Here is a 26,719-nt window from a genome sequence, read left to right as displayed (position 1 = left end):
ACGCCTCTACTTAACGGACCCGGCCAACAGACCGCGGACCAGATATTTTTGCATTGCGAAGAAAACGATCAGCGGGACGATGATCGAAACAAAGGCCGCTGTGGCAAGGATTTCCCAATTCCCACCGCGCGTGCCTAAAAGCTCGACGATGCGGTTGGTCATGACAGTGGTCTGTCCGGATGCGTCGATCAGGAACACCTTGGCGACCAGCAAGTCATTCCACGTCCAGAGAAACTGGAAGATCGCAAAAGACGCCAACGCTGGAAAACTGAGCGGCAAGATCAACTTGGTAAAGATCTGAAACTCGGTCGCGCCATCGACCCGCGCGTTTTCGATCAGGTCGCGGGGCAGACCAGCCATATAATTACGCAAAAGATAAATCGCCAGAGGCAACCCGAACCCGGTATGCGCCATCCAAACCCCCAGATATCCTTTGCCAATCCCGATATTCAGGTGGAATTTCAGCAACGGGATCAGGGCCAGTTGCAGCGGGACAACCAACAGACCAACGACAGCCGCAATAATCAAAGCGCGCCCGGGGAAATCCATCCAAGCCAAGGCATAAGCCGCAAAAGCCGCAACGAGGATTGGAATTATCGTCGCCGGGATTGTTACGGTCAGCGTGTTGAAAAATGCCCGCCCCATGCTGTCGGTACTGTCTTCCGCCAGAAGAACCTTGTGATAGTTAGCCAAGGTAAATTCAGGCGGCAATTCCGCAGTTGCGAAAACCCGCGACCCACGACTGCCGGTGAACTCTTCTGGGTTCTCCATCCGGTAATTACCCGTGGCGTCTACCGTGATCGTGCCGCCCTTGCGCAATTCCGCTGTATCTCCTGGGGAAAAGGCATCAACTGCACGAGAGCTGACGCCCCATTTTGAGATTGTCGCCTTCGTCCCTTCGTTAAACAGATTGCCTTCGATCACATACAGCCCGTTTTCTAGAACCTGGGTTTCCGGGGCGGCGCTGCGCAGGGTCAAATTTTGTTCGGACGGGAACAACGACCGCCACCAACCGCTGGTTGCGATCTGGTCCGCCGTGCGAAAAGACGAGATCAAAAGGCCTAGAGTTGGCACGACCCACAGCACCACCAGAAAGAGGACCGAGGCATGGACGACCCAGCGAAGGGCGGGTTTGGTTCCTGCGATATCGCTCATGACCCTACTCCATCTCTTTCCGCGCGTTGCGCACATTCCAGACAAGGATCGGAGCCACCAGGAGCATGATCACCATGGCCGAAGCCGACCCGACGCCCCAGTCGTTGGCGCGGAACAGCTTGTCATACATGTAGTTGGCCAAGACCTGCGTTTCCCACTGGCCATTGGTCATTGCAAAAACGATGTCAAAGACCTTGAGGACGGTGATCGTAATCGTGGTCCAGACGACAAGGATTGTGGTTTTGATCTGCGGCACCTTGATCCGAAAGAATATCTGAAACGGATTGGCCCCATCCAGAATTGCGGCCTCAATCGTTTCCTCGGGGATTCCGCGCAGGGCGGCCGATAAGATAACCATGGCAAAACCGGTTTGGATCCAGATGAGGACAACCATCAGCAAAAAGCTGTTCCAGAACGGTATTGTCAGCCACGTCTGCGGCTCGGTCCCGCCAAAGAAAATATAGAGCGCATTGAGCATGCCAATCTGATCTTGTTCAGCCGGACGAGTGTCATAGACCAGCTTCCAGATAACCGATGCCCCCACGAACGAGATCGCCATTGGCATAAAAATCAGCGACTTGGCGAGGTTGCCCCAACGAATGCGGTCAGTCAGCTGTGCCACCAACAGGCCAAAGGCCGTCGACATTGCAGGAACAATGATCAGCCAGAACATGTTGTTGCGCATCGCTTCCCAAAACTTGGGCTCTTTGGCCATCTGGATATAGTTGTCCAGCCCAACCCATTTGTAGCCGCCGCCTGGGACGCGGTCCGTCAGTGACAGGCGCAGGGTTTCGACAACCGGATAGGCCAGATACAAGCCCAAAGCAGCCAGCGCTGGGAACAGAAACAACCAAGGCCGGATCATGTTCGCGCGATTGATATTGCGGCCAGCATTCGGCCCCCGAGGCGGGAACAGAACTCTGTCCAGAAACTGATTGGATAGATAGAAATAGCCCACGCAACCTGACACGCCGATGGCGATGGTCAGCAGGCCTTGAAATGCCGGGTGCATGCCGCTCTCCCTTGCGACGATAGGTTCGGGCAACCCGACAGAGCGGGTTGCCCAATCTCAGACGCTTTAGTCCAGCGCGTCCCACGAGGACTGGATTTCGTCGGCGACGTCCTGGGCAGGTGTTCCGCCCGTATAGTCGACCATTCCAGTCCAGAAGGTGCCTGCACCCACGCCGCCCGGCATCAGGTCGGAACCGTCAAACCGGAAGGTGGTGGCCCCCAGAAGAATGTCGTTCATCTTCTTCAGCGTTGGGTCTGAGAAGACCGAGGTATCGACGCCTTTGTGCGGCGTCAGGAACCCGGTCAGAGCCATCCAGGCTTCATGCGCCTCCGGCGTTTCCAGGTATTTCATCAGCGCATGCGCGCCCGGGCTGTCATTGGTAATGGCCCAAACTGTGCCGGCCCCAAGGACCGGGCTGCCGAGGTCTTTACCTTCATAGGCCGGGAAGTAGAAGAAGTCAGCATCCTCGCCCACAACCGTACCTTCGGGGAAGAAGGCGGGAATGAACGAGGCCTGACGGTGCATGTAACACTGCGGAGGCGAGCTGAACATACCCTTTGGGCTGTCGCGGAAGTCAGTTGTCGCAACCGCGCCGGCTCCGCCGGCCACGTAATCATCGTTGCGCGCAAACGCTCCGAATTCTTCAATCGCGGCGACAACCTTAGGATCGTTAAATTTCAATTCGTTGGCGACCCAGGCGTCATAATCTTCGGGCGGCAACGTGCGCAGCATCATGTCTTCAACCCAGTCAGTCGCTGGCCAACCGGTCGCTCCGCCGGACCCCAGCCCGATGCACCATGGCGTTTCGCCATCTGCAACGATCTGATCGGTCAGCGCCTTCAGCTCCTCCATCGTGGTTGGGATTTCATAGCCGGCGTCTTCGAAGTTCTCCGGCACAAACCAAACCAGCGATTTAACGTCGACCTTGTAGAAAAACCCATACAGATGGTCCTGCCCGTCCGGGCCCTGATAGGTTCCCAGATCCACCCAGGACTGACCGGCCGCATAGTTGTCGCGAATCCAATCCGCAGTTCCTTCACTCAGGGGCGTCAGGAATCCCGCCTTGGCCATATCTGACGCCAGACCGGGTTGGGGAAACACTGCTACGTTGGGCGCCGATCCAGCTTCGGCATCAATTCTGATCTGCTGCTCAAAGCTGTCCGAACCGACATAGCTGTACTCATGCCCGGTCGCTGCGGCAAAGCCGTCCAAAACCTTTTCGACATTTTCCTGATCAGGCCCCAGCCACGGGCCGAACACGGTGACCTTGTCGGCATACGCCGCGCCCGCCATCAGGGCGAACGTGGCCGCGCCTGCATAAAGCGAGTGTTTCATGAAGCTTCCTCCCAACTTTGCTCGCGCCTTCAAGACTCACTTTCAAAGCGCTTTGGTTGAAGCACTTTATCCGCTAACATTCAATTTTTGTCAATATTCTGTTTACTGATGCCCATATTATTAATATTCAATGCAGTGCCAGCAAGATGTGGCGGCCAGGCGGGAAGCGCCTGCAAACCTGTAAACTAGAAAATTTGAAGGCGCTTTGAGGCGAAGATGAATCTAAAGCAGCTCTCAGAAATCCTTGGTTTATCTCAAACCACTGTCAGCCGCGCGCTGAATGGTTACCCCGAGGTGAACGAGGATACGCGCCTTCGCGTCCAAGCCGCCGCTGCCAAGCACGGCTATCGGCCGAACAGCCGGGCCAAGGGATTGGCAACAGGGCGCTCGATGGTGATAGGGCATGTGATTCCCTCTTCATCCCAGCATGAAATGGTGAACCCGATTTTTGGTGATTTTGTCGCCGGTGCTGCAGGCAAGTATTCGGATCATGGATATGACATGATGTTCACCAACGCAGATGATACCTCAATCGAGGAAGCCTATCGCAGTCTTTTCCAGCGTGGCGCGGTCGATGGTATTGTTTTGCAAGGCCCCAAGGTCAACGAACACCGGATCGAGGTCCTGACCAGAATGGACGTACCCTTTATCGTTCATGGCAGATCAACCGGGGTGGACGTGCCCTATGACTGGATCGACGTGAACAACAAAAGTTCGTTCCTGCGCGCCACCCGGTTTCTGATCGACCTTGGGCATCGCCGCATTGCCCTGATCAACGGGCTTGAGGATATGGATTTCGCTCAACGTCGCCGCGACGGATATCTTGAAGCCCTGCATGAGGCAGGTCTGTCCCCCGACCCGGAATTGATGCGCAGCGCCGAGATGACCGAGGTTTATGGTCACCATGAAACCCGCGATATGCTTCACCTGAATGACCCACCTACGGCCATCCTGACAGCCTCCATGATTTCCGCTATCGGAGTGCGTCGCGCGCTTAACGAAGCGGGGTTGAAGATGGGCAAGGATGTCTCGGTCATCGCCCATGACGACGACTTATCTTACCTCAAGAATGGTCAGGACGTACCGATTTTCACCGCTACACGATCGTCTGTACGTAGGGCGGGAGAAATGGCGGCTGAAATGCTGATCGAACGCATCAAATCTCCGGAAGACCCGGTGAAAACTAAATTGCTGGAGGCCGAACTGGTAGTTGGCGGCTCAACCGGCCCCGCTCCCAACAGGTTCTGAAAAATGAAATACACTCGTTCGGACTTCCCCAAAGACTTTCTCTTTGGTGTCGCAACCTCGGCTTATCAAATCGAAGGGCACGCACAGGGTGGCGCGGGAAAAACCCATTGGGATAGTTTCGCGGCCTCGCCCGGAAACGTGGTGCGAAACGAAAATGGAGATCTGGCCTGTGACCACTTGAACCGCTTCCCCCAAGACTTCGATCTTGTGCGTGATGCTGGTTTTGATAGCTACAGATTCTCGACCAGCTGGGCGCGCGTTTTACCCGAGGGGCGTGGCCCGGTAAATCAGGCAGGTCTGGATTATTACGACCGACTTGCCGACGCCCTGTTGGAACGCGGCATTCGCCCCTGTGCGACCCTGTATCATTGGGAATTGCCGTCTCCACTTGCCGATCTGGGCGGCTGGCGCAACCGGGATATCGCAAACTGGTTTGCCGACTTTGCCGAGGTCATCATGGGCCGCATCGGCGACCGCATGTACAGTGTAGCGCCAATCAATGAGCCGTGGTGTGTCAGTTGGCTGAGCCATTTTGAAGGCCACCATGCACCCGGAATGCGCGACATTCGCGCGACGGCACGGGCCATGCATCATGTTCTGCTGGCCCATGGCCGCGCCATTGAGGCGATGCGTGGTCTGGGCATGTCAAACCTGGGCGCTGTGTTCAATCTGGAATGGGCCGAACCTGCCGATGACAGCCCCGCTGCGCGCAAGGCGGCCGATCTTTATGACGGGATCTACAACCGGTTTTTCCTAGGTGGTGTGTTCAAAAAAGCCTATCCGCAAAATGTTCTGGACGGGTTGGAACCTCATCTTCCATCCGGCTGGCAAGACGACTTTGGCACCATTGGTGCACCCGTCGATTGGTGTGGTCTGAACTACTATACCCGCAAACTGATCGCGCCTGCAGATACCGCATGGCCAAGCCTGGAAGAAGTACCCGGCCCGCTTCCCAAAACACAGATGGGGTGGGAGATTGAACCCGATGCCCTGACCCGCTTTCTGACCCGTGCGATGAGTGATTATACCGGCGACTTGCCGATCTACGTCACCGAAAACGGCATGGCGAGCCCGGAACGCAAGCAAGATGACGACCGCATTGACTACCTCAACAAACACCTTGGCGCCGTTCAAAACGCGCTGGACGAAGGCGTCCCGGTCAAGGGCTATTTCATCTGGTCGCTGCTGGACAATTACGAATGGTCCTTTGGCTATGAAAAACGTTTCGGGTTGGTGGATGTCGATTTCGACACGCTCGGACGGACGCCCAAAGCCTCGTACAACGCTCTGAAATCGGCATTGTCCGGTGGGTCCGTTTCCCTGCCAATGGCTCAGCCTGCCGGAACCATGCACGAGCATTGGAACCTTGTCGCGGACATCGGTGGCACAAACACACGACTGGGTGTCATCTCGAACGGACAACTGACGGACCTTCGCAAATACCCAACCGGGTCGTTGCAAGAGCTTCTGGATGCGTTCCACAGCCTGCGCGACGAGATTGGCACAGACCCACGCGCCGTCGTCGCGGCTGGAGCAGGTCCGGTCAAAGACGGGACAATCCGCCTGACAAATGCGCATCTTGACCTGTCCGAACGCGACATCGGCAAGGCAACCGGCGCGCAGCATACCTTTGTTATCAACGACTTCACCGCGGCCGCCTGGTCGGTCGCCGAAATCACCGGTGATCATGTCGAGGTCCTGCAAGGGGCTGAAACACCGCCGGTCGGAACCCGGCTGGTTGTGGGCCCCGGCACTGGCCTCGGCGTAGGCGCATTGCTGTATTCCCAGGGGCGATACCATACCGCGTCAGGCGAAGGTGGCCATGTCGGGCTGTCCCCACGCCACGAGGATGAGGTCGAAGTCTTCAAAGCGGCACGCCATATCGCGCCCGAATGCTTCTTTGATGACAGCCTAGTGCTCGAAGCGGAAATGTTCCTCAGCGGCACCGGCATTCCCATTCTGTACCAAGCCGCCAGCATGGCTGCTGGACAGACCGATGCTCCAAGGCGCAGCGCCAAGGATATACTGCAGGACGCGCTGGCGGAATCCGACCCGATTGCGGTCAAAACTGCGCATATGTTCAAATCCCACCTTGGGGCTATTATGGGCGATCTGGCTGTCGCCTACATGCCGACAGGGGGTGTTTTCCTTGTGGGTGGCGTCGCCGAGAAAAACCGGTGGCTGTTCAAGGATGCGTTCCGGGATGCCTTTAACGCCGGTGGGCGGTTCAGTGACTTGCGGCGTTCAATGAACCTGTATGTGTCCGAGCAAGATGAATTTGGCATTGTTGGCGCTAACAATTTCTGTAAAAGTGCGCTCGCGCGGTAAACTGGCCGCCTGACCCTGTTACAGAAAGGACCACGGCATGATTCTGTGCTGCGGTGAAGCCCTGATCGACATGATCGCCGAGCCGACCGTCTCGGGTTCGCGCGGTTTCGTGCCCCATTCCGGTGGTGCCGTCTTCAACACAGCCATTGCTTTGGGTCGGCTGGGCGCGCCGGCGGGTCTGTTGACAGGCTTATCGACAGATATGTTCGGACAGCAATTGGCAGACGCGCTGCTGGCCAGCCATGTGGAAGCAAGCCATGTGATCCAATCGGATCGCCCCACGACACTGGCCTTTGTACAGCTTGTGGACGGCCACGCCACCTACAGCTTTGTCGACGAAAACTCGGCTGGGCGGATGTTGACGCCAGAAGACATGCCAAAGCAGCTGCCTGCTGTATCCGCCTTGTATTTTGGTGGGATCAGTCTTGCATGTGAACCCTGCGCGGACGCCTACGCGGCCCTTCTGGAACGTCACGGATCAGATCGGGCGGTCATGCTGGACCCAAACATCCGACCCGGGTTTATTAAGGATCAAACACGGTATCGTACGCGATTGAACCGTATGATCGCTCAATCTGACATCGTGAAAGTCTCGGATGAAGATCTGGACTGGATCGTTCCAGGGCCTGAAACACTTGCCGAGAAAGTCCCACTACTCCTGCAAGCAGGACCTTCCGTGGTTATCGTAACGCGCGGCAGTGATGGAGCGTCAGGATACCTGGCAGACGGGTCTGAAACTTCGGTGCCTGTCAAAGCAGTCGAGGTGGTCGATACGGTGGGTGCCGGTGACACATTCAACGCTGGCGTTCTGGCTGAGTTGGACCGTGCAGGTCGATTGACCAAGGCCAATCTGCGGACGTTAGGCCCAGACGTCTTGCGCGCGGCGTTAGCCAAGGGCGCAGACGTCGCCGCCATCACCGTTTCCCGCGCTGGCGCAAACCCGCCCTGGGCGCATGAACTTTGACCCCCTGAGGGACCGAGATGAAAAGATCAGATATCAACGACATTAAAACCGAAGCCGAAGCCTTCATACGCTCGTTCGGGGCCGTCCTGCCCCCCTTTGCCAACTGGTCGCCGGAACAAATGCGCAGCGCACAGGCACAAGGCATCCGTGACCGCGGCCTCGGGTGGGATATTACCGATTACGGCCAAGGCCGGTTTGATGAGCTCGGCCTGTTCCTATTTACCCTGCGCAATGGCGATGTGCAGGATCTGAAAAAAGGTCGCGGGATGCTATATGCAGAGAAGCTGTTGGTTTCTCGGGACAAACAACTCTCCCCGATGCATCGCCACATCATCAAGGCCGAAGACATCATCAACCGGGGCGGCGGTGATCTGGTCATGGAGATTTATGCCTCGGACCCGGACGGCGGTATAGACCGGGATAACCCGGTTGTTGTTCCCAGTGACAACTGCCCTGTCACCATCCAACCTGGTGAGTTGCTAAGGCTGAAACCCGGTCAGAGCGTAACCCTGATGCCGGGTATCTGGCACGCATTCTGGGCGGAACAGGGCGACTGCCTGATTGGCGAGGTGTCAACTGTCAACGATGACCGGACCGATAATGTGTTCGAGGATCCCATTCCGCGCTTTGCAACGATTGAAGAAGACACAAAGCCCAATTTCCTGCTGGTATCGGACTATTGATAAACGGATAGCGCGTGCGCAGGCTTGATCACATCCGGGCCGGGTGCTGATCGCTGCATCGGGATAACACCCTTTCCCGAATTCAAAAAATCGAATTAACATGGCCCTCGACAAAGGAAAAAGTCGCGAGCCTGATTTTTGCGCGACCATCGAAGGACCCAAGTGATGGTAACCAAAGCACAGCTAGAAGCCGAAGTCGCAGAATTGCGGCGCCAGCTGGCCGAACAATCCAGCGCACGAGAAGGCGTCTCAGATTCGAACAGCGGTCAACAAGCTGATCCACACAAGTCGATGACGGACGCAATTGTCGAAAGCCTGGATGAGTGGTCAACGCAATTAGAAGAAGTCATGACAGAGCTTGAGGAGTTTCCGCATAAAAGGCCGATCCTATTCGCCCTTGGGATTTTCACACTTGGCTATCTTCTAGGCCGTTCCCGGTAGGAGCCCGAACATGAACCGCATTTCACGCAACATTTCGATCATCCTGCGAGCCGAGCGTCTTATTGCTCAAAGGCAACTGTCCGTCGCCGCAAAACGCACAGGCTTTTACGCTGCTGCCGGGTTAGCCGTTGGGCTTGCAGTAATCATGCTGAACGTCGCCGGGTTCTTTTGGCTGTCCGAGACCATGTCAAAGTCTCTGGCCGCGATAATAGTGGCCGGGGTGAACCTTGTTCTGGCCGTGATCCTCGCACTGGTCGCAAACTCCATGACCGCCGAAAGTGACACTTCGGCTGCCGTCGAATTGCGGGATATGGCGCTGCACGACATCGAGGACGAAGTCCGAGACAACTTCGCCGAGGCGCGCAACACAATCGTCGGCCTAAAGCGCGATCCGATCGGGATGCTGTCACCCGATATTATCAGCACGGTTCTAGGCGTTCTGCTCAGATACGCGCGGCGTGGAAAAAACAAACCGGATTAGGAGTTATTCTGCCATTCTGGCCGCTGCACGCGCGATCACCATCTCTTCGTTCGTGGGAATAGCCAGAATACGTACCCGGCTGAAATCAGTGGACAGAACCGTAGCGTTGTCGGCATTTCGGTTCGGATCCATATCAATGCCGATCCAGCGCATCCCTTCGCAGACCATCTGACGGATACGGGCGGCATTTTCGCCGATGCCTCCGGTAAAGACCAAAGCGTCAATGCCTTCCAGCGCGGCAGACAAGGCGCCCAGTTCACGGCGGATGCGGAAGACATAATACTCAATCGCTTTGCGCGCGTCCGGAGTGTCAGCAGCCAACAGGGTGCGCATGTCCGAGGACATGCCGGACAGGCCAAGCAAGCCGGACTTTCGATAGAGAAGCTCGGCGATTTCGTCTGCCTCCATCCCCTCTTGCTGCATCATGTAAAGCACGACCCCCGGGTCCAATTGCCCGCTGCGGGTGCCCATGGGCAGACCGTCGAGCGCCGAAAACCCCATGGTCGAGGCCACGGCCCGACCACCCGACACCGCACACATCGACGCGCCATTTCCCAGATGCGCAATGACGACACGGCCGTCGTACAAACCCGGCGCAATTTCTTTCAACTTTTGCGAGACGTAGTCATAGCTCAGCCCGTGAAACCCGTATCTGCGAACGCCCTTTTCGTAGAATCTTTGAGGCAATGCGAAGGTATCATTCACCCAAGGGTGTGTCCTGTGAAACGCGGTATCGAAGCACGCAATCTGGGTGGTACCCGGAAAGGCTGCCGCGGCCGCCTTGATACCCGCAAGGCTGTAGGGTTGGTGCAAAGGCGCGAAGGGAATGAAACCGCTTAGCGTATCAAAGACGTGCTCGTCCACCACGACAGGTTCCGAATAGACTGGCCCGCCGTGAACGACGCGGTGGCCCACGGCCCGGACGTGAATGTTTGGCAGGTATTCGCGGGTAAGTTCAAGAAACGCATTGATGGCCTCGTCATGAGTTTTAGCCCCAGACAGCTGGCGATCGACAGATCGCCCCCCCGCCGATTGGGCCAACAGGCGTGGGGCATCCCCCAGCCGCTCGATCTGACCGCGCCAGCGCATACTGGGGCGTCGATCCCCGACCAGTTCGTACAGCGCGAATTTCAACGAGGACGACCCGGCATTCAGCGCCAAAACATGTTCAGCCATGGATTTTGCCTTCATTCGCAATTGCATGCAGCGCCGCGACAGCACAAGACGCCAGCCGCGAAGCATCATCATCTGCCCGAGATGTCAGGATAATCGGTGCCGCAGCACCTATCACGACGCCGGCAGCCTCGGCATGAGAGATATATGTCAGCTGTTTGGCTACCATGTTGCCGGCTTCGATATTCGGAACAACCAGAATGTCTGCGACCCCCGCGACCGGTGAGGTGATGCCTTTTGTCCGCGCCGCGTTCAGATCAACCGCGTTGTCCATGGCCAAGGGGCCATCGACCAGTCCGCCGGTGATCTGTCCACGCTCGGCCATTTTCGACAACAGCGCGGCATCGACAGACGACGGTAAATGCGGGTTGATGGTCTCAACCGCTGATAAGACGCCAACCTTGGGCATCTCGATGCCAATAGAATGCGCAAGATGGATGGCGTTCTGAACGATATCGGCCTTGGTTTCGAGATCCGGTGCGATATTCACCGCCGCATCTGTAACCATGATGGGTCGAGACATGCCTGGCACGTCCATCACGAACACATGCGACAGCCGCCGCCCGGTTCTCAGACCTTTTTCCCTGCGCAGAACGGCGCGTAACAACACATCCGTGTGCAAATGACCCTTCATCAGCATCCGGGCCTTACTTTCAACGACCAGCCCGACCGCGCGTTGGGCGGCCACTTCGTGGTCTCGCGCTTCAATGATTTCAACTCCGGACAAATCGGCCCCAAGCTGGGCAGCAGCGGCGGTGATTTTGTCCGGGTCGCCAACCAAAATCGGAGTAATGATGCCGCTTTCCAACGCGAGTAATGCCCCGCCTAGCGAATTCGGCTCTTCCGGGGCGACGATCGCTGTGGGCATCGGGTCCAAAGGACGTACCCTTTCCAACAAAGCGTCGAAATGCCGGTGACGCTGAACGATCAGTCCCGGCACCTTGACCGAGTCGAAGGTCAAATGCCGCGACGGTGGCGTGACCTGTACGGTACCGCTCAGGATCAATGCGTTATCCCCGACCCGGCGCACTTCGGCGGAACAGGTCAGGTCGCCGTCTTCACGCTTTTCGGTAACAGCCACAAAGGCGGTCAGTTCTTCGCCCGCCATAACCGGAGCATGAAAACTCAGGTCCGCCCGACGTGTTTGCGTACCGGCCCCCGGTAAGATGTTTCCAATGACTGCAGCCACCAGACCCGCGGGCCACAAAGCGGGCGCGACAGCCTCGGGGTGTCCATCTCCATCTCCGTCATAGGCCGCCAGATTTAGCGGGTTGTGGTCACCCGAAGCCGAGGCAAACGCGTACAAGTCGTCCACGGTGCACAATCGGGTGACCTGCGCCTTGTCGCCCACCTTCAGTTGAGAATAGGTTCTGTTTTCTTGAATTTTCATCTCGTCCGGCTTTGTTTTTGAATGCGTGTTCGTTGTTTCAATCATTGGATGTGCGGCCCCCCCGGAACCAGAACATATCCACCTTTGTTGCTACATTTCTGCAACGCAGCGTAGTCAGATCATTGGCAAATGACAAATGACCTCTGTGCGTGGGGCGGCGCGGATTATCGCTTGACCCAAATTCGGAACTCGGGCAAGCATCACAGCGATGGTTCCCTATGGTTCGCCACGGGATGAAAAGGGAATACGGTGAGGTTGCCAACAAGCGCCAAGTCCGTGACTGCCCCCGCAACTGTAAGCGGTGAGCGACGCCAAATACCCACTGACCCCAAATGGGTCGGGAAGGATGGCCAAGCCACGACCCGCAAGTCAGGAGACCTACCATCCGATGTTCAACCAACCCGGGGCGGGGCGTCCTGGAAGGAGGCTTTATGACACGTCTAAGACGTGATGACATGATTGGCACCTTCTGCCCGCGCTTGGCAACAGGCGGAGTGGGCCATGTCGATCAGTCCTGATCATTTCCTTCTGATTTGCGAGACCTGCGAGGGTTCTGACCGGGCGGATTCATTGCGCGCTGCGCTTGCAAGCAAGCTTCCATCCAGTTTTGGCATCCGCAGCGTTTCCTGCATGGCCGGTTGCGGTCGGCCCACAACCGTCGGGTTTCAGGCATTCGACAAGGCGCAGTACCTTTTCGGTGACATCCAATCGGCTGAGGACGTGGGCGCTTTGGCCAAATTTGCACATCAATACCACCGCAGCACGGATGGTTGGACCAACGCATCGCAGCGCCCGCCTGCCCTTCTTGAAAAGACCCTGGCGCGCCTACCACGGCTAAAGCTGGAGACAAGGGCATGACCTGCGGAGCTTTCCTTGAGGCGCGCGGGCTGGAGTATTACGCCCTGAACGGCGACGTACTGCTGCAAAACGTCAATTTCGAACTGAATGAAGGGGCAACCCTGGCAATTGCCGGCCCAAACGGTGCAGGCAAGACAACGTTGCTGAATCTTTTGTGCGGCGGTGAAGAGATTGTGCTGGGGGACGTTTTGGTAAAGGGGCGCAGCCTTCGGCAGCTTTCAGCGATGGACCGCGCCCGAATGATCGCCGTAGTCAGTCAGCAGGAATCGCCGGACGGGCGTTTGTTCCTGCGCGATTATGTGGCCCTTGGGCAAATCCCGATCCGTGCCGATCGATCTGCCGCTGAACACGCCTTGGAATTGGACCGCATCCTGAAACTGACCGGACTCGTCGCCCTCGCCGACAAGCGGATGGCCGTGTTATCCGGCGGGGAACGCCAGCGCGCTCATATCGCAAGGGCGCTGGCGCAGAACCCCTCGCTGCTGTTTTTGGATGAGCCGACGAACCATCTGGATCCGGACGCCAAGGGACGCATGCTGTCGCTGGTGGCCGAGTTGGGCATTACGGTCGTCATGATCGTCCATGATCTGGTCATGATCCCGGAATTCGCGACCCATGTCGCGTTGATGAAATCCACGCGCCTGACCGGTTTCGGCCCAGTGCATGAAGTGCTGACACCCGAAAGGGTCCGTGAAACGTTTGGTGTCGATTTTCTTAGCTTTCAGCACGAAGGCCGCATGATTCCGGCACTGGATATCCGAAGAACCACTACCTCAAACTAGGAAAAACAACATGAACAAAACTCTCTGGTGCGCAGCACTGATCAGCGGCCTTGCAAGTGCCGCAACAGCGCACGAGATCACCGTCGACAATTGCGGCGAGCCGATGGTGTTTGAAACTCAGCCCGAGCGGCTGGTCGTGCACGACATGAACATGACCGACATGGCCTTTGCGCTGGGTTTGCAGGACAAGATCGTTGGCCTGACGGGCATCACTGGCTGGTACAAAACCAGCCCCGAGTTTGACACCCTGCGCGGCGACATCCCGGAACTTGCGCCCAAGTACCCGACGGTTGAAAATCTGGTCGCTGTCGAACCCGACCTTTTCTTTGCAGGCTGGTACTATGGCATGAAGCCGGGCGGTGACGTGACCCCGGACACGCTTGCGCCATTCGGCATCAAAACGATGATCCTGACGGAAAGCTGCGTACATCTGGATAAGGATCGCCCCGAAGCCAGCATGGACTTGCTGTTCACCGACGTCCTTCGCTTGGGCAAAGTAATGCACGTTGAAGACAAGGCAGAAGAGCTGGTTTCCGGCTGGAAAGAGGAACTGTCCGCGATTCAAACACAGACAGCCGACCTGCCGAAGCCCCGTGTTTTCCTGCTGGACGGCCCCGCCGATGCCCCGTTTACGGCTGGTAAGTTTGCCATTCCCGACGCGATGATTGCTGCCGCTGGCGGCAAGAACGTCACCCATGACATGGACACCAGCTGGGGACGTTCCTCGTGGGAGGCTGTTGCCGCTTCGAACCCGGAATTCCTGGTTTTACTTGATTATCAAACTGGAAATGGCGCCGCGGATACCTTCAAGTTCCTGCAGGACCATCCCGTGATGTCACAGACGGACGCGGTCAAGAACGAACGCTGGATTGGTCTGCGCTACGAGGAACTGACACCCGGACCGGCAAATATCGAAGCAATTTCGAAAATGGCCAAAGCCATGCACCCGGGCCTGAACTGATATGGGCCGACTTGGCCTTACACTCTTGCTGGGGGCGGCTGTATTGGCCGCCCTTTTGCTGACCTCAACTGTCTACGGAACCACATCCATTCCGGCCTCTGACGCGCTAGCCGGTGTCTTGTTGGGCACGGGATTGGTGGAAGGAGAGATGTCTCCGCTCCACCGCATCGTGTTTGACCTGCGCTTACCACGCGCACTGTTTGCCGCCGTGATCGGTGCCGGGCTGGGCATCGTCGGCGTTGTCCTGCAAACCACCACACGCAACGATCTGGCGGACCCGTTTCTGTTCGGCCTGTCCTCTGGCGCTGCGGCGGGGGCTGTCTTTGTCATTACAGTAACCGGAGATGTGCTGGGCTTTTGGACCCTGCCACTGGCCGCGTTTTTCGGAGGGCTTGTCGCATCAGGCATTGTACTGGCTTTGGTTCATGGGCTGCGCACAAGCGCGCCCGAAAAACTGATCCTTGCGGGGCTTGCGGTTTCGTTTTTGTTTTCAGCTATTACCAATTATCTGATTTTCGCAGGCGACAGCCGCGCGGCCCATTCGGTTATCTTCTGGATGCTTGGGGGTTTGGGTCTTGCCCGGTGGGAGACATTCCCGCTGGTCTGCGCAGGTTTAGCATTGATCCTCGCCTATGCAATGTACCGTAGCCGCTGGCTTGATGCACTGCTGACTGGTGATTTGACGGCCGCCACCCTGGGTGTGCCCGTTCAAGGCTTACGGTTCCGAATGTTCTTCGTCGCAGCTCTTGCAACCGCTGTATTTGTGTCCGTCGCGGGTGTGATCGGTTTTGTCGGCTTGATGGTTCCCCACATCGCACGCGGTATCGCGGGGCCTTTGCACAGCCAGCTTGTGCCTACCGCCGCCATTGTCGGAGCAGCTTTGCTTACAGGCTCGGATATCCTGAGCCGTCTGTTGCTTGCCCCGCAAGAGCTGCCTGTTGGGATTGTCACGACATCGCTGGGATCGGTTTTTGTTTTTCTTCTACTAATCCGAACCGCGCGCCCTCGCAGATGATCTCAAAGGGTCGCTTCGGCAAAAAAATTAAAGTTTCCTAAATGACTAATATTTAACAGGCCAAATGACCTAAATCAAAAAAGGCCCCCACAGATCACGGTATGCGATACACTCGATTACAGGAATCGAGTGTAGCCAGGTCGCATGCAATGCAACAACTGACCAGCCGACGCGCGTTTCTAAGCGCAAAGATCAGACCAGAGGACGGCAATATCGCCAGACCTCCGGGCTCGGTTGAGCTGTGCTTTGTTGAAACATGCAGTAAATGTGGTGATTGCGCAGATACTTGCCCCGAAGATGCGATCGTCATCGGGACAGATGGATATCCCCGCTTCCAGCCCACTGACAATCCCTGCACCTTCTGCGGTGACTGCGCCCGTATTTGTCCAACCGAAGCGATATCGATTGACCGTTTGCCAGATTGGCCATGGCGCGCCGCGCTTACAGCGGACACCTGCCTATCTATGAACGGCATCAGTTGCCGCATCTGTCAGGACAATTGCGAACAAAGCGCGATCCGTTTCAAACTGATGACCGGCGGCCGCGCAGAGCCGGTGCTTGACCTTGAGACATGCAACGGCTGCGGGATTTGCCCAAGTTTATGTCCCGCCGATGCCATTGCGCTGGAACGCCAACCTCAACCACAAATGGAAGCTACTCAATGAACATCTGCGGTTGTCTCGCCCATGTCGCACCTGATCACACGAGCGCAGCAGCGCGCGTGATGAAGGGCACGCCGGGTGTCGAAATTCACGCTGAAACGGAAGATGGCCGATTTGTTGTCGTCGTCGAAGACACTCCAACCCGTCTTGCATCCGAAACCATCATGGATCTGCACCAGATCCCAGGCGTCATCTCTTTGACCCTGACTTATCACCATTTCGAGGATCTCGCGGACGCCCATCCGCAGCCCGATGCCCCAAGCCCAACCACCAGCCGGAGGCCCACGCAATGACACATTCTGAATCCCGTCGGACTTTTCTCAAGGCCTCTGCGGCCGCAGCAACGGCGTCAGCCGCTGGTATTCCGTTGGCGGCCGGTCAAGCCAATGCCCAGGCCGGAGCGCCAGACATCCGGTGGGACAAGGCGGCTTGCCGGTTCTGTGGTACAGGCTGCTCTGTTCTGGTCGGCACCAAAGAAGGTCGTGTCGTTGCGACGCAAGGCGACCCCGACGCGCCGGTGAACCGGGGGCTGAACTGTATCAAGGGTTATTTCCTGTCCAAGATTATGTACGGCAAGGATCGACTGACTACACCTTTGCTACGCAAGACCAATGGCGAATACGACAAAAACGGTGAATTCGAGCCGGTAAGCTGGGACGAAGCGTTCGATGTCATGGCCGCAAAATGGAAAGAGGCGCTGGCCAAGAAAGGCCCGACCAGTGTCGGCATGTTTGGTTCCGGTCAATGGACGGTTTGGGAAGGCTATGCGGCCTCCAAACTGATGAAAGCCGGGTTCCGGTCCAACAATATCGACCCCAACGCACGGCACTGCATGGCATCAGCCGTTGTGGGCTTCATGCGGACGTTCGGCATTGATGAGCCGATGGGCTGCTATGACGATTTTGAGCACGCGGACACGTTCGTTCTGTGGGGTTCGAACATGGCCGAGATGCACCCGATCCTGTGGTCGCGCCTCACCGATACACGTCTGACCAAACCGGATTGCGAAGTGCATGTACTGTCGACGTTTGAGCATCGCTCGTTTGAACTGGCGGACAACGGCATCGTTTTTGAACCGCAGACCGATCTGGCGATCCTGAACTACATCGCCAACTACATCATTCAAAATGGCGCGGTAAACGAAGACTTCGTCAAGAAGCACGTCAACATCACCAAAACCGCCACCGATATCGGCTATGGCCTGCGCGACACCAACGCACTGCAGCAAGAAGCCGAAAATCCGAACTCGGGCAAGATGGATCCGATCAGTTTCGAAGAATACGCCGAAGCCGTCGCGCCCTACACGCTGGAATATACCTCTGAACTGTCTGGTGTCCCTGCAGACAAGCTGGAGAAACTGGCCCAGCAATATGCCGACCCGAACCGTAAAGTGATGAGCTTGTGGACCATGGGCTTCAACCAGCACACCCGTGGGTCCTGGGTGAATTCGCTGATGTATAACGTGCACTTGCTGGTGGGAAAGATTTCCGAACCCGGAAACTCACCGTTCTCGCTGACGGGTCAACCGTCGGCCTGTGGTACGGCGCGTGAGGTGGGGACCTTTGCCCACCGTCTGCCGGCGGACATGGTTGTTACGAGTGATAAGCACCGCGAAATCTGCGAAACCGCATGGAACATCCCCGAGGGCACTATCCCGCCCAAGCCCGGCTTCCACGCCGTGTTGCAGCACCGCAAACTGAAGGACGGCGAACTGAATGCCTATTGGGTCCAGTGCAACAACAACATGCAAGCCGCGCCCAACATCAACGAAGAAGGCTATCCTGGTTACCGTAACCCGGAAAACTTCATCACAGTCTCGGATCCTTACCCAACTGTCACCGCAGTTTCGGCCGACTTGATCCTTCCCACGGCCATGTGGGTTGAGAAAGAAGGCGCCTATGGCAACGCCGAACGCCGTACGCAATTCTGGCGTCAACAGGTGCAGGCACCGGGTGAGGCCAAGTCGGACCTGTGGCAGCTGATGGAATTCGCGAAACGTTTTACCATCGAAGAGGTCTGGGGCGAAGAGCTGCTGGCCAAGATGCCCGAGCATCGCGGCAAGACCATGTATGACGTGCTTTATGCCAACGGTAAGGTCGACCAGTTCCCGCTGTCGGAAACGGCGGAAGGGTTCCACAACGACGACGCGGAGCATTTCGGCTTCTACGTTCAGAAAGGTCTGTTTGAAGAATATGCCGATTTCGGACGCGGCCACGCGCACGACCTTGCTCCGTTCGAGATGTATCACGAGGCCCGTGGCATGCGCTGGCCTGTCGTCGACGGCAAGGAAACACTCTATCGCTTCCGCGAAGGGTATGATCCGTATGTGCCGGAAGGCGCAGACGTTAAGTTCTACGGCTACGAGGACGGCAAGGCCAAGATCATCTTTGCCCCCTATGAGCCCGCCGCCGAGGAACCGGATGAGGAATTCGATCTGTGGCTATCCACCGGTCGTGTGCTGGAACACTGGCATTCAGGCTCGATGACCCGCCGCGTGCCCGAACTGCATCGCGCGTTTCCGTCAGCCGTTGTCTACATGCACCCGGAGGACGCCAAGGATCGCGGTCTGCGCCGTGGGCAAGAGATCGTACTCTCCACCCGCAGGGGCGAGGTGACCAGCCGGGTTGAAACGCGCGGCCGCAACAAGGTGCCACGCGGATTGGTCTTTATGCCATGGTTCGACGAGCATCAGCTGACCAACAAGCTGACGCTGGACGCAACTTGCCCGCTGTCGAAAGAGACCGACTACAAGAAATGCGCCTGTAAGGTCGAGCGCGCGTAACGGACAAGCGAGGCAAAGGCCGTCCCCATGCCCTTTGAAGGTAAACCTCTTTCGCCGCAACGGCGTCGCTTCCTGCAGGATGCGGCGCGTGCGTCGGGCGGCTGTGTGGTCGCCGGGTCATTGTTGGCATGGCTTGCCCGCGATGCCCGCGCGTTGCCGGCCGAAGCGTTGCGCCCCCCCGGCGCGCTACCGGAAGAGGCGTTTCTGTCCGCTTGCATTCGCTGCGGGCTTTGCGTGCGGGATTGCCCTTACGACACATTGAAACTGGCAGAATTGGGCGTGGATGCGGTTGCTACTGGGACGCCCTATTTCACAGCGCGGGATGTGCCTTGTGAAATGTGTGACGACATCCCTTGCGTGGCCGCCTGCCCCACCGGTGCATTGGATCCAGCCCTCGACAATATTGATGATGCCAAGATGGGCGTTGCCGTCCTTGTCGATCAGGAGAACTGCCTGAACTTCCTCGGCCTGCGCTGCGATGTCTGCTATCGCGTCTGCCCCGTGATTGATGAGGCAATCACGCTGGAAACGGCCCATAACGGACGTTCAGGCCACCACGCACTGTTCATCCCGACAGTTCATGCGGACCACTGCACAGGCTGCGGCATGTGCGAGAAAAGCTGTGTTCTGCCCGAGGCCGCGATCAAGGTCCTGCCTGCGCGTCTGGCGCGCGGCAGCAGTGCCGATCACTACCGCAAAGGCTGGGAAGAGAAAGAGGCCAAAGGCGGTCCCCTAGTCGAAGGCATCATTGATCTGCCGGACCGTCTGCCCGGTCCGGGCACTGACAACCTTGCCGCGCCGGGCGGGTTCACCCCCACATATGATTTGCCGGTGGTCGGGCAATGAGTACACGCACACATATGCCGGTCGGAATGGAGGCTATCGAGGAAAAAGGTTGGGTGCGCGCGCACAAGTACCTGCTGCTGCGGCGCGCAAGCCAGTTGCTCTTTCTGGCGGTGTTCCTATTGGGGCCTTGGTTCGGAATCTGGATCGTTCAAGGCACTCTTGCGGGATCTTTGACGCTGGGCGTGCTGCCGCTGACCGACCCGCTTATCCTGCTGCAAAGCGCAATCGCCGGACACTGGCCGGAATGGACGGCCCTGATCGGTGGTGTGATCGTTCTGGTCGCCTACGCTCTGATTGGTGGGCGCGTCTATTGTTCTTGGATTTGTCCGATCAACCCAGTCACCGATGCGGCCAACTGGTTGCACAGACGGTTGGACCTGCCGAAAGGCTGGCAGCCCAAGCGCAGCACTCGCCTTTGGATATTGGCCACCGTCCTAATCGTCTCGGGCGCTACAGGCGTGATCGCATGGGAGTTGGTCAACCCGATCACCATGCTGCATCGCGGGCTGATTTTCGGCGCAGGGTTCGTGTGGGCCATGATCATTGCCATCTTCGTGTTCGACCTGTTCGTTTCGCGGCACGGCTGGTGCGGTCACATCTGTCCCGTTGGCGCATTTTACGGCCTGTTTGGTGCCAAAGGTTTGCTGCGGGTCAGCGCCTTAAACCGGGCAGCTTGCGATGATTGCATGGATTGCTATGCCGTTTGCCCAGAAAATCAGGTCATAGCTCCTGCGCTGAAGGGTAAGTCGGGTTCCACACCACTAATCCTTTCCCCTGACTGCACCACCTGCGGTCGTTGCATCGACGTGTGCGCCGTCGACGTTTTCAAATTTACTCACCGGTTCGACGACAAGATCGCCGCACCTACCGATCCAGTTCCCGCGCCCGATCCGCGCGCAGCCAGACCTATCTGAGGGAGTGCCAAGATGAACAAGCCAACCCGAACAGGCCTTATAGCCCTTATCCCCGTTTTACTCTTGGGCGGATTCGCCCTTGCGCAATCAGCTCAGGTAGAATCCCTGCGGGGTGCCGATGTGGATGAACTGATCCCTCTGGAACAGATCCACAAGAACGTCGAAGGGCGCATGCAGCGCAACTATCGCCAACAACCGCCGCTGATCCCGCACTCGGTCGAGCAATATCAGATCGACACGCGCACAAATCAGTGCCTGTCCTGCCACGACTGGACCAAAGCCGGCGAACGCAACGCCCCGACATTGTCGATGACTCACTATCTGGATCGCGACGGCAACGAGTTGGATCACATCGCAGGCACCCGTTATTTCTGCAACCAATGCCACGTGCCGCAAGCAGACGCGCCGCCATTGGTTGATAACGTCTTTCAACCGTCCTCGGGCAATTAATCCAACGCAAGAATGAAAGGAGCACCAACATGGCAGACTCTCCTGAAAAACGCGGGTGGATTGGCCGCATCTGGAACTGGATCTGGACCCCGGCGGTTGCCTTTAGCTCGGGTTTTCTGATCCTTGCGGGTTTTCTGGCTGGAATCCTGTTCTGGGGCGGGTTCCACTGGACGCTTGAGCTGACGAATACCGAGGAGTTCTGTACCTCGTGCCATACGATGGAGACTAATCTGGGCGAGTATCGTGAGACGATCCACTACAACAACCACTCCGGTGTGCGGGCCATCTGTTCCGATTGCCATGTGCCACATGAGTGGAATCACAAGATCAAAGCCAAGATCATGGCGGTCAAGGACGTCTATCACGAGCTGGCAGGCACGATTAGTACACCCGAGAAATACGAAGAGCATCGTCTGAGTATGGCGACCGCCGTCTGGAAGAAGATGAAGGCCTCCGACAGTCGCGAATGCCGGAATTGCCACAACTTCGACTATATGGATTTCACGTTGCAGGAAACGCGCGCTGCCTCTGAGCACCAACGCGCCATTGATGAAAACATGACCTGTATCGATTGCCACCAGGGCATCGCCCATAGCCTGCCGCCCGGCTATCAGGAGCGGTATCAGGAAGTGACCGAAACTCTGGCCAGCAAAGCGCAGGGTTCGTTGCAACAACAGGCCGCAGCTGACGGCGATGACATCAAGTCATTCCTGAGTACTCGGGCAGACTGAAAAGGGACACGAAATGCTGGAAATTCTGGGAACAATCGGGGCCAACGTCATCAGTCTGCCGGGTATCCTTGGGCTGGCCCTGGGAATGATGACTCGCCGCGTTTGGCTGGGCGCATTGATGGGGGGCATTGTCGGGGTGTTGGCAACCTTCGTATTCGCCCATGGTTCATTTGCTAAGGTCGATACATTTGAGCTGTTGATCGCAATTGGCATTGGCCTTTGCGCTGGTAGCGTGGGATCGGCCATACGCATCAAGGGCGCAACGGTCTGACATTATTGGCGAACTAAGCTCCTAATAAATTTACTTTGCCGCATGTGAAATTGCGGCAAACACGCCCAACGATGCCTCAACGTAAAAGTTCAGGAAACGCGACAAACGATATCAATTCAGTAGTATAACCCTGTTAAAGCCTTTGGGCTTGGCGTGATGGTCAATGAAAACAAACCATTCAGACGGGGGCATCTATGCTGCGAACATTACAAGATTGGTGTTTTTTCACCCGTGTTTTAGCGGCTTCGATTGCATTTTTGCTTGCTGATCAGGGTTTGGCCCAGTCAAATGCAGAAGCACCCGGCGCGACCATTGACGACAAGCTGGAAAATGCGGACTGGGCTAACGTGCAGGATATCCTGAACCACCGCTGCGTGGTCTGTCACAGTTGCTACGACGCACCCTGCCAACTCAAGCTGACATCCCCTGCCGGCCTTTTGCGCGGCGCCAGTAAAGAGGCGGTCTACCACTCCGAACGACTAAAAGATGCGCAACCAACACGGCTTGGAATCGACGCGCAGACAGTTCCCGGGTGGCGAGCTCTTGGGTTTTTTTCCATTCTTCCGTCATCCGAGGTGACCGGCGCGGGTGGATCGGTGTTAGAGCGCTCTCTTAAGCTCGGCAGGCAAGCCCGTTTGACGGCTAACGCACCTGTTCCAAGCCAGCTTGGTTTGTCGATTGATCGCCCCTTAACCTGCCCTACAACGCAAGAATTCGACGCCTTTAGGACGGCAAACCCAAAGGCGGGAATGCCCTACGCCACAGCCCCACTGAGTGAACAAGAATACCAGACCCTCATGTCATGGCTTAAAAAAGGTGCGCCCTTTCCATCGGCCTCAACGGAAATCCCTCAGGACATTCAGGATCAAATCACGGAATGGGAGGTCTTTCTGAACGCGCCCGACCTGCGCCATAAATTGATGAGCAGATATATTTACGAACATCTGTTTCTGGCGCGCCTCCACTTTCCAACCGACAATCCAAGACAGTTTTTTCAGCTGGTGCGGTCCGCCAACCCACCGGGATCAAAGATCGAGATCATCCCGACACGCCGTCCCTTCGATAGTCCCGGCCCAAGGCCCTTTTATTATCGCCTGCAGGCATTCGACGAAACGATCGTGCACAAAGATCATCTGGTCTATAGCTTTGGGCCGGATCGTTTGGCTCGATACAAGCAGCTATTCCTTGATCCGGCATGGTCAGTCACCGAATTGCCTGCGTACGGAGAAGATGAAGGCGGCAACCCGTTCAGCACGTTTGCCAAAATACCGGCCCGCAGCCGCTATCAGTTTCTTTTGGATGACGCGTTGTTTTATGTGCGCAGCTTCATTCGCGGACCGGTCTGTCACGGCGAAACCGCCGTTGACGTTATTGAAGACCGGTTCTGGGTCAGTTTCCTTGATCCGGATGCCGATCTGTCCGTCTCAGACCCCAGCTTTTTGGCGGACGGGGCGGCCTTTCTGGAATTGCCGGTGAGTACTGAAGATATAGGGTTCTTGGGGGACCTTCAGGGAATGTCTCACAAAAACCAGATCAAGTATCTTGAGTTTCGGGATGCCCGATATCGCAACAGCGCGGCGCACAAAAACGGGTTTGGATATGACGCAATCTGGGATGGTGAGGGCACCAATCCCCAGGCGCTGATTACCGTGTTTCGGCATTTCGACAATGCCTCTGCCATGACCGGGTTCCACGGCGGTATTCCGGAAACCGCATGGGTTATCGATTATCCGGAGTTCGAACGTATCTATTACGACTTGGTTGCAGGTTTTGATGTTTTCGGTCGCCTCGAACACCAGCTTTCAACCCGGTTATACATGGACGAGCTGCGGATGGAGAGTGAGGACACTTTCCTGAACTTCATGCCGCGCGGCGTCAGGCAAAGGATGCACAAAACCTGGTATCAGGGGGCACTGGCCGAGCTGCACACCTATTGGCACCGGCGCCGTGTCGATGACAGTTTTCCGACTGGCATAGATTTTAAAACGGACACGCCTAAGCAAGAGTTCCTCCTGGAACTTCTAAATCGCGGCAACGGTCTTTGGGCTGTCGAGGACACGATCAACAGATGCAAAAGCGACGACTGTTCGAATGGGAGTTCAGAAGTTGTGGATAACTTGCGGGCACTCGCGGATCATACAGGCGATTGGGTCAGGTATCTGTCAGATGTTTCCCTGCTTTTGGTGGACAACGAAGATGGTTCCACGTCTCTCTATTCGCTGCTCCACGATAAGGCCCATTACAATGTGGCGTTCTTGTTTGAAGAAAAAGATCGCAGGAATCCGCAAGCCGATGTGCTGACCATTCTGCCGGGGGTGATCGGAAGCTATACGAATTTCTACTTTCGACTTCAGGAAGCCCAGCTGGCGTCTTTTGTAACCGACCTCAAATCAGTGCGGTCGCAGGCCGAATGGATCGATATCGTAGCCACCTATGGCCTGCGTAGGACAAGCCCGGGGTTTTGGGAAACCAGCGATCAGGTGATGACCATGTTTCTGGCAAGCGACCCCATTCAGGCAGGCGTGCTGGACCTGAACCGGTATAAGGACCCTCGATCCGACAGCGATCCTGAAAACAACTAAGCCAGCCCATTTAAACAGGGGCGCCTGATCATTCGCACTCTGTCAACTCGACGCAGAAAAAAGGCCTAATACCTGCGCCACATCATCGGCGCAAACTGAAGTAGCAGTAAGCACAGCAAACACGGTTGGTGCAGCATTTTTAAAGCCAATGCGGCCTCGTTTGTTTTATTTTCCGTCATGACAATGTACTGCATGCAAGAGCTCGGTCAGCCCCAGGTAATCCGCGGGAAATCTTGTCTTCAACCCGAGCGGAAATAGAACGAAAATACGCCCCGGAAAGCAAATTGCGAGACGGCGGAGTATTGGTCCGTAGCTTACATTTCACCCGTCAGGTAACCGATAATGCGTTTTAGGTGCCGCGCGATGTCCTCGGCCGTGATTGGCATCCCAGCTATGCTTTGCTGGATGTAATACCGAAAGGCACCGTCCAGCATCACATAGATTTCCACACCACGCACATCATCGACAGCAAATTTTTTTCCGAGTTCGTCACAAATTGCGACAAACCGAGCCTCGACGTCAGCAACTCGCGGCCTGAGCTGGCTATCGAACATAGCCTGATTGCGGATGTCATACCAAAGCCTGTGCAGATGCGCATAGTTGAGGATCGAATGGGCAAACAGCTCGATATAGGCACCGCGTGCCTCGCGTGGGCTGAGTTCTGCATCTAGAATCTCGTTCAGCTGTGACGTGAAACGGTCGACTGACAGATCTACGCAATACAACAGCAATCCCTCTTTTTCGGGAAAATAATACTGTATTTTGCCCAGCGACACGCCGGTCGAGGCCGCGATATCCCGCAAGGTGGTGTTGGCGTATCCAGCCCGCGCAATTGTCGCAATCGCGTTCTCGGCAAGTTCGCGTCGCTTCTGTTCTCGGTTCTTGTCGCGCTGTTTGGCCCGATTCTCTGTCAAATTTTGCGTCATCGGCCTTTCCTAGCGTAAATCCCGCAAAAGTGTGAGCGGAACCTTGGTGTTTGTGAGAACTGGATCAAAGCCCTGAAAATACAACGTTTGCCACGAAAGAATATTCCAATTCAAACGTACAATACAAACGTATTGAAAAGATGTCAGCTATGTGCAACAAATAACTGTCATAACCGACAAACAAATTGCCAACAGGCAAGCAGCAGGGGCAAATCCATGACCAATCCAGAATACATTCGGGTCGTTGGTAGGGTTCGCGCAGAACAGTTGTTCCGAAACGCGGCGCAGAGCCAGGAGGAGCGCGCCAATCAAAAATTCTAAGCAACGAGGAGGTGTCAGCCCGGGGCTACTCGCACCGCAATAGTCAGACCAAAAATCCGGCCTAAGACTGGGCTGCAAAAAACGACAGGGACTATGAAAAAACGCGCAATCGGCTTGTTCGCCGAACCAATTGGTATTGCCTGCTGCAAAGCGGCCCACATCAGGGGCGCGGCGTTGCATTCAAAAGGAAGACCACATTCCGCCATCGCATGTAATTGCGGCGGCCACACGCTGCGCGCCTCCCTTCTGCACCGCAAACAGTTCCACAGGCCGGAAACGCAACCATTTGAAGACACGTCATTCGATGGTTGCACGACCATGCGCAAACCACGGCGCTTTCAACAGGCCAAAGCGCCCTTGCGCCACGGTCACATCAGATCCCCTCGGCACAATTAAAGACACAAAGCC

Annotated in this window: 25 protein-coding genes, 2 pseudogenes and 1 riboswitch; of the genes and pseudogenes, 21 read left to right on the top strand and 6 right to left on the bottom strand. The window is 56.6% G+C overall.

The genetic code is table 11. The annotated features are described in order from the left end of the window. Nucleotides 1–6: 6 nt before the first annotated feature. The 3 genes from AC2FIS_RS07555 to AC2FIS_RS07545 form a co-directional block, all read right to left on the bottom strand. Nucleotides 7–1,155 (bottom strand): carbohydrate ABC transporter permease, encoded by a 1,149-nt coding sequence (locus AC2FIS_RS07555; protein ID WP_496772660.1) that lies wholly within the window; start codon nt 1,153–1,155, stop codon nt 7–9. Between the two features lie 4 nt (nt 1,156–1,159). Beyond that, complete coding sequence (locus AC2FIS_RS07550; RefSeq protein ID WP_170418733.1) at nt 1,160–2,167, bottom strand: carbohydrate ABC transporter permease; 1,008 nt, start codon at nt 2,165–2,167, stop codon at nt 1,160–1,162. A gap of 66 nt (nt 2,168–2,233) precedes the next feature. Further along, nucleotides 2,234–3,502: an ABC transporter substrate-binding protein gene (locus AC2FIS_RS07545; protein ID WP_058276650.1), complete on the bottom strand. Its 1,269-nt coding sequence runs from the start codon at nt 3,500–3,502 to the stop codon at nt 2,234–2,236. A gap of 216 nt (nt 3,503–3,718) precedes the next feature. Between AC2FIS_RS07545 and AC2FIS_RS07540 the strand changes: the two genes are divergently transcribed. The 7 genes and pseudogenes from AC2FIS_RS07540 (at nt 3,719) to AC2FIS_RS07510 (ending at nt 9,647) form a co-directional block, all read left to right on the top strand. After that, on the top strand, nt 3,719–4,750 hold the full coding sequence (locus tag AC2FIS_RS07540) for a LacI family DNA-binding transcriptional regulator (RefSeq protein WP_496772659.1): 1,032 nt from the start codon (nt 3,719–3,721) through the stop codon (nt 4,748–4,750). Between the two features lie 3 nt (nt 4,751–4,753). Beyond that, nucleotides 4,754–6,055, top strand: a pseudogene (locus AC2FIS_RS07535) (GH1 family beta-glucosidase); the annotation flags it as partial. Between the two features lie 21 nt (nt 6,056–6,076). Beyond that, nucleotides 6,077–7,078 carry a glucokinase gene (locus tag AC2FIS_RS07530; protein ID WP_496772914.1) on the top strand — a complete coding sequence of 334 codons (1,002 nt, stop codon included), beginning with the start codon at nt 6,077–6,079 and terminating at the stop codon, nt 7,076–7,078. 37 nt (nt 7,079–7,115) lie between these two features. Beyond that, nucleotides 7,116–8,042: a carbohydrate kinase family protein gene (locus AC2FIS_RS07525; RefSeq protein ID WP_496772657.1), complete on the top strand. Its 927-nt coding sequence runs from the start codon at nt 7,116–7,118 to the stop codon at nt 8,040–8,042. A gap of 17 nt (nt 8,043–8,059) precedes the next feature. Further along, nucleotides 8,060–8,725, top strand: coding sequence for a D-lyxose/D-mannose family sugar isomerase (locus tag AC2FIS_RS07520; protein WP_496772656.1), 666 nt, complete (start codon nt 8,060–8,062; stop codon nt 8,723–8,725). 165 nt (nt 8,726–8,890) lie between these two features. Next, a complete protein-coding gene (locus AC2FIS_RS07515; protein WP_496772655.1) occupies nt 8,891–9,166 on the top strand; it encodes a hypothetical protein in 276 nt (91 codons plus the stop codon). Between the two features lie 10 nt (nt 9,167–9,176). Then, nucleotides 9,177–9,647, top strand: a complete 471-nt coding sequence (locus AC2FIS_RS07510; protein ID WP_058272016.1) for a phage holin family protein — start codon at nt 9,177–9,179, stop codon at nt 9,645–9,647. Between the two features lie 3 nt (nt 9,648–9,650). Here AC2FIS_RS07510 and AC2FIS_RS07505 read toward each other — a convergent pair whose 3' ends face one another. Together AC2FIS_RS07505 and AC2FIS_RS07500 are read right to left on the bottom strand one after the other, a co-directional pair. Continuing rightward, on the bottom strand, nt 9,651–10,823 hold the full coding sequence (locus AC2FIS_RS07505; protein ID WP_496772654.1) for an acetate/propionate family kinase: 1,173 nt from the start codon (nt 10,821–10,823) through the stop codon (nt 9,651–9,653). After that, complete coding sequence (locus AC2FIS_RS07500) at nt 10,816–12,210, bottom strand: bifunctional enoyl-CoA hydratase/phosphate acetyltransferase (RefSeq protein ID WP_496772653.1); 1,395 nt, start codon at nt 12,208–12,210, stop codon at nt 10,816–10,818. Before AC2FIS_RS07500 ends, AC2FIS_RS07505 begins: the two co-directional genes overlap by 8 nt. 193 nt (nt 12,211–12,403) lie before the next feature. Then, a riboswitch (cobalamin riboswitch) is annotated at nt 12,404–12,610 on the top strand. 101 nt (nt 12,611–12,711) lie between these two features. Here AC2FIS_RS07500 and AC2FIS_RS07495 point away from each other — a divergent pair. From AC2FIS_RS07495 to AC2FIS_RS07430, 14 genes and pseudogenes are all read left to right on the top strand, one after another. Next, a complete protein-coding gene (locus AC2FIS_RS07495; protein ID WP_496772651.1) occupies nt 12,712–13,068 on the top strand; it encodes a DUF1636 family protein in 357 nt (118 codons plus the stop codon). Next, the gene (locus AC2FIS_RS07490; protein WP_496766336.1) at nt 13,065–13,850 is read left to right on the top strand and encodes an ABC transporter ATP-binding protein; all 786 of its coding nucleotides are present in this window, start codon (nt 13,065–13,067) and stop codon (nt 13,848–13,850) included. The genes AC2FIS_RS07495 and AC2FIS_RS07490 overlap by 4 nt, the downstream gene beginning before the upstream one ends. A gap of 10 nt (nt 13,851–13,860) precedes the next feature. Beyond that, the gene (locus AC2FIS_RS07485; protein WP_496772650.1) at nt 13,861–14,811 is read left to right on the top strand and encodes an ABC transporter substrate-binding protein; all 951 of its coding nucleotides are present in this window, start codon (nt 13,861–13,863) and stop codon (nt 14,809–14,811) included. A gap of 1 nt (nt 14,812) precedes the next feature. Next, on the top strand, nt 14,813–15,826 hold the full coding sequence (locus AC2FIS_RS07480; protein ID WP_496772648.1) for a FecCD family ABC transporter permease: 1,014 nt from the start codon (nt 14,813–14,815) through the stop codon (nt 15,824–15,826). A 101-nt stretch (nt 15,827–15,927) separates the two neighbouring features. Next, nucleotides 15,928–16,230: pseudogene (locus tag AC2FIS_RS07475) on the top strand (4Fe-4S dicluster domain-containing protein); the annotation flags it as partial. Nucleotides 16,231–16,290: 60 nt separating this feature from the next. After that, nucleotides 16,291–16,491: a 4Fe-4S dicluster domain-containing protein gene (locus tag AC2FIS_RS07470; RefSeq protein WP_496772913.1), complete on the top strand. Its 201-nt coding sequence runs from the start codon at nt 16,291–16,293 to the stop codon at nt 16,489–16,491. Then, entirely contained in the window at nt 16,488–16,781 is a 294-nt protein-coding gene (locus AC2FIS_RS07465) for a chaperone NapD (RefSeq protein ID WP_058276663.1), read from the top strand. Before AC2FIS_RS07470 ends, AC2FIS_RS07465 begins: the two co-directional genes overlap by 4 nt. Next, on the top strand, nt 16,778–19,270 hold the full coding sequence (gene napA, locus AC2FIS_RS07460; RefSeq protein WP_282151975.1) for a nitrate reductase catalytic subunit NapA: 2,493 nt from the start codon (nt 16,778–16,780) through the stop codon (nt 19,268–19,270). Before AC2FIS_RS07465 ends, napA begins: the two co-directional genes overlap by 4 nt. 27 nt (nt 19,271–19,297) lie before the next feature. Beyond that, a complete protein-coding gene (gene napG / locus AC2FIS_RS07455) occupies nt 19,298–20,116 on the top strand; it encodes a ferredoxin-type protein NapG (RefSeq protein WP_496772647.1) in 819 nt (272 codons plus the stop codon). Continuing rightward, nucleotides 20,113–21,030: a quinol dehydrogenase ferredoxin subunit NapH gene (napH, locus tag AC2FIS_RS07450; protein WP_496772645.1), complete on the top strand. Its 918-nt coding sequence runs from the start codon at nt 20,113–20,115 to the stop codon at nt 21,028–21,030. Before napG ends, napH begins: the two co-directional genes overlap by 4 nt. 12 nt (nt 21,031–21,042) lie before the next feature. Then, the gene (locus AC2FIS_RS07445) at nt 21,043–21,480 is read left to right on the top strand and encodes a nitrate reductase cytochrome c-type subunit (protein WP_282119339.1); all 438 of its coding nucleotides are present in this window, start codon (nt 21,043–21,045) and stop codon (nt 21,478–21,480) included. A gap of 29 nt (nt 21,481–21,509) precedes the next feature. Next, the gene (locus tag AC2FIS_RS07440) at nt 21,510–22,211 is read left to right on the top strand and encodes a NapC/NirT family cytochrome c (protein ID WP_058272027.1); all 702 of its coding nucleotides are present in this window, start codon (nt 21,510–21,512) and stop codon (nt 22,209–22,211) included. A 13-nt stretch (nt 22,212–22,224) separates the two neighbouring features. Further along, entirely contained in the window at nt 22,225–22,482 is a 258-nt protein-coding gene (locus tag AC2FIS_RS07435; protein ID WP_282119337.1) for a hypothetical protein, read from the top strand. A gap of 194 nt (nt 22,483–22,676) precedes the next feature. After that, on the top strand, nt 22,677–25,064 hold the full coding sequence (locus AC2FIS_RS07430) for a fatty acid cis/trans isomerase (RefSeq protein ID WP_496772644.1): 2,388 nt from the start codon (nt 22,677–22,679) through the stop codon (nt 25,062–25,064). A gap of 314 nt (nt 25,065–25,378) precedes the next feature. On the opposite strand, the gene AC2FIS_RS07425 is transcribed toward AC2FIS_RS07430, so the two are convergent. Further along, nucleotides 25,379–25,990 (bottom strand): TetR/AcrR family transcriptional regulator, encoded by a 612-nt coding sequence (locus AC2FIS_RS07425; RefSeq protein WP_496721486.1) that lies wholly within the window; start codon nt 25,988–25,990, stop codon nt 25,379–25,381. Nucleotides 25,991–26,719 lie beyond the last annotated feature (729 nt).

The sequence above is a fragment of the Ruegeria sp. CDSB113 genome (assembly GCF_059611045.1).
This window is presented reverse-complemented; position numbering and strand designations above follow the sequence as displayed.

What these genes read in the sequence shown, in the direction of transcription:
- AC2FIS_RS07555 (WP_496772660.1), bottom strand. Translation starts at nt 1,155, where the DNA reads ATGAGCGATATCGCAGGAACCAAACCCGCCCTTCGCTGGGTCGTCCAT.
- AC2FIS_RS07550 (WP_170418733.1), bottom strand. Translation starts at nt 2,167, where the DNA reads ATGCACCCGGCATTTCAAGGCCTGCTGACCATCGCCATCGGCGTGTCA.
- AC2FIS_RS07545 (WP_058276650.1), bottom strand. Translation starts at nt 3,502, where the DNA reads ATGAAACACTCGCTTTATGCAGGCGCGGCCACGTTCGCCCTGATGGCG.
- AC2FIS_RS07540 (WP_496772659.1), top strand. Translation starts at nt 3,719, where the DNA reads ATGAATCTAAAGCAGCTCTCAGAAATCCTTGGTTTATCTCAAACCACT.
- AC2FIS_RS07530 (WP_496772914.1), top strand. Translation starts at nt 6,077, where the DNA reads ATGGCTCAGCCTGCCGGAACCATGCACGAGCATTGGAACCTTGTCGCG.
- AC2FIS_RS07525 (WP_496772657.1), top strand. Translation starts at nt 7,116, where the DNA reads ATGATTCTGTGCTGCGGTGAAGCCCTGATCGACATGATCGCCGAGCCG.
- AC2FIS_RS07520 (WP_496772656.1), top strand. Translation starts at nt 8,060, where the DNA reads ATGAAAAGATCAGATATCAACGACATTAAAACCGAAGCCGAAGCCTTC.
- AC2FIS_RS07515 (WP_496772655.1), top strand. Translation starts at nt 8,891, where the DNA reads ATGGTAACCAAAGCACAGCTAGAAGCCGAAGTCGCAGAATTGCGGCGC.
- AC2FIS_RS07510 (WP_058272016.1), top strand. Translation starts at nt 9,177, where the DNA reads ATGAACCGCATTTCACGCAACATTTCGATCATCCTGCGAGCCGAGCGT.
- AC2FIS_RS07505 (WP_496772654.1), bottom strand. Translation starts at nt 10,823, where the DNA reads ATGGCTGAACATGTTTTGGCGCTGAATGCCGGGTCGTCCTCGTTGAAA.
- AC2FIS_RS07500 (WP_496772653.1), bottom strand. Translation starts at nt 12,210, where the DNA reads ATGAAAATTCAAGAAAACAGAACCTATTCTCAACTGAAGGTGGGCGAC.
- AC2FIS_RS07495 (WP_496772651.1), top strand. Translation starts at nt 12,712, where the DNA reads ATGTCGATCAGTCCTGATCATTTCCTTCTGATTTGCGAGACCTGCGAG.
- AC2FIS_RS07490 (WP_496766336.1), top strand. Translation starts at nt 13,065, where the DNA reads ATGACCTGCGGAGCTTTCCTTGAGGCGCGCGGGCTGGAGTATTACGCC.
- AC2FIS_RS07485 (WP_496772650.1), top strand. Translation starts at nt 13,861, where the DNA reads ATGAACAAAACTCTCTGGTGCGCAGCACTGATCAGCGGCCTTGCAAGT.
- AC2FIS_RS07480 (WP_496772648.1), top strand. Translation starts at nt 14,813, where the DNA reads ATGGGCCGACTTGGCCTTACACTCTTGCTGGGGGCGGCTGTATTGGCC.
- AC2FIS_RS07470 (WP_496772913.1), top strand. Translation starts at nt 16,291, where the DNA reads ATGAACGGCATCAGTTGCCGCATCTGTCAGGACAATTGCGAACAAAGC.
- AC2FIS_RS07465 (WP_058276663.1), top strand. Translation starts at nt 16,488, where the DNA reads ATGAACATCTGCGGTTGTCTCGCCCATGTCGCACCTGATCACACGAGC.
- napA (WP_282151975.1), top strand. Translation starts at nt 16,778, where the DNA reads ATGACACATTCTGAATCCCGTCGGACTTTTCTCAAGGCCTCTGCGGCC.
- napG (WP_496772647.1), top strand. Translation starts at nt 19,298, where the DNA reads ATGCCCTTTGAAGGTAAACCTCTTTCGCCGCAACGGCGTCGCTTCCTG.
- napH (WP_496772645.1), top strand. Translation starts at nt 20,113, where the DNA reads ATGAGTACACGCACACATATGCCGGTCGGAATGGAGGCTATCGAGGAA.
- AC2FIS_RS07445 (WP_282119339.1), top strand. Translation starts at nt 21,043, where the DNA reads ATGAACAAGCCAACCCGAACAGGCCTTATAGCCCTTATCCCCGTTTTA.
- AC2FIS_RS07440 (WP_058272027.1), top strand. Translation starts at nt 21,510, where the DNA reads ATGGCAGACTCTCCTGAAAAACGCGGGTGGATTGGCCGCATCTGGAAC.
- AC2FIS_RS07435 (WP_282119337.1), top strand. Translation starts at nt 22,225, where the DNA reads ATGCTGGAAATTCTGGGAACAATCGGGGCCAACGTCATCAGTCTGCCG.
- AC2FIS_RS07430 (WP_496772644.1), top strand. Translation starts at nt 22,677, where the DNA reads ATGCTGCGAACATTACAAGATTGGTGTTTTTTCACCCGTGTTTTAGCG.
- AC2FIS_RS07425 (WP_496721486.1), bottom strand. Translation starts at nt 25,990, where the DNA reads ATGACGCAAAATTTGACAGAGAATCGGGCCAAACAGCGCGACAAGAAC.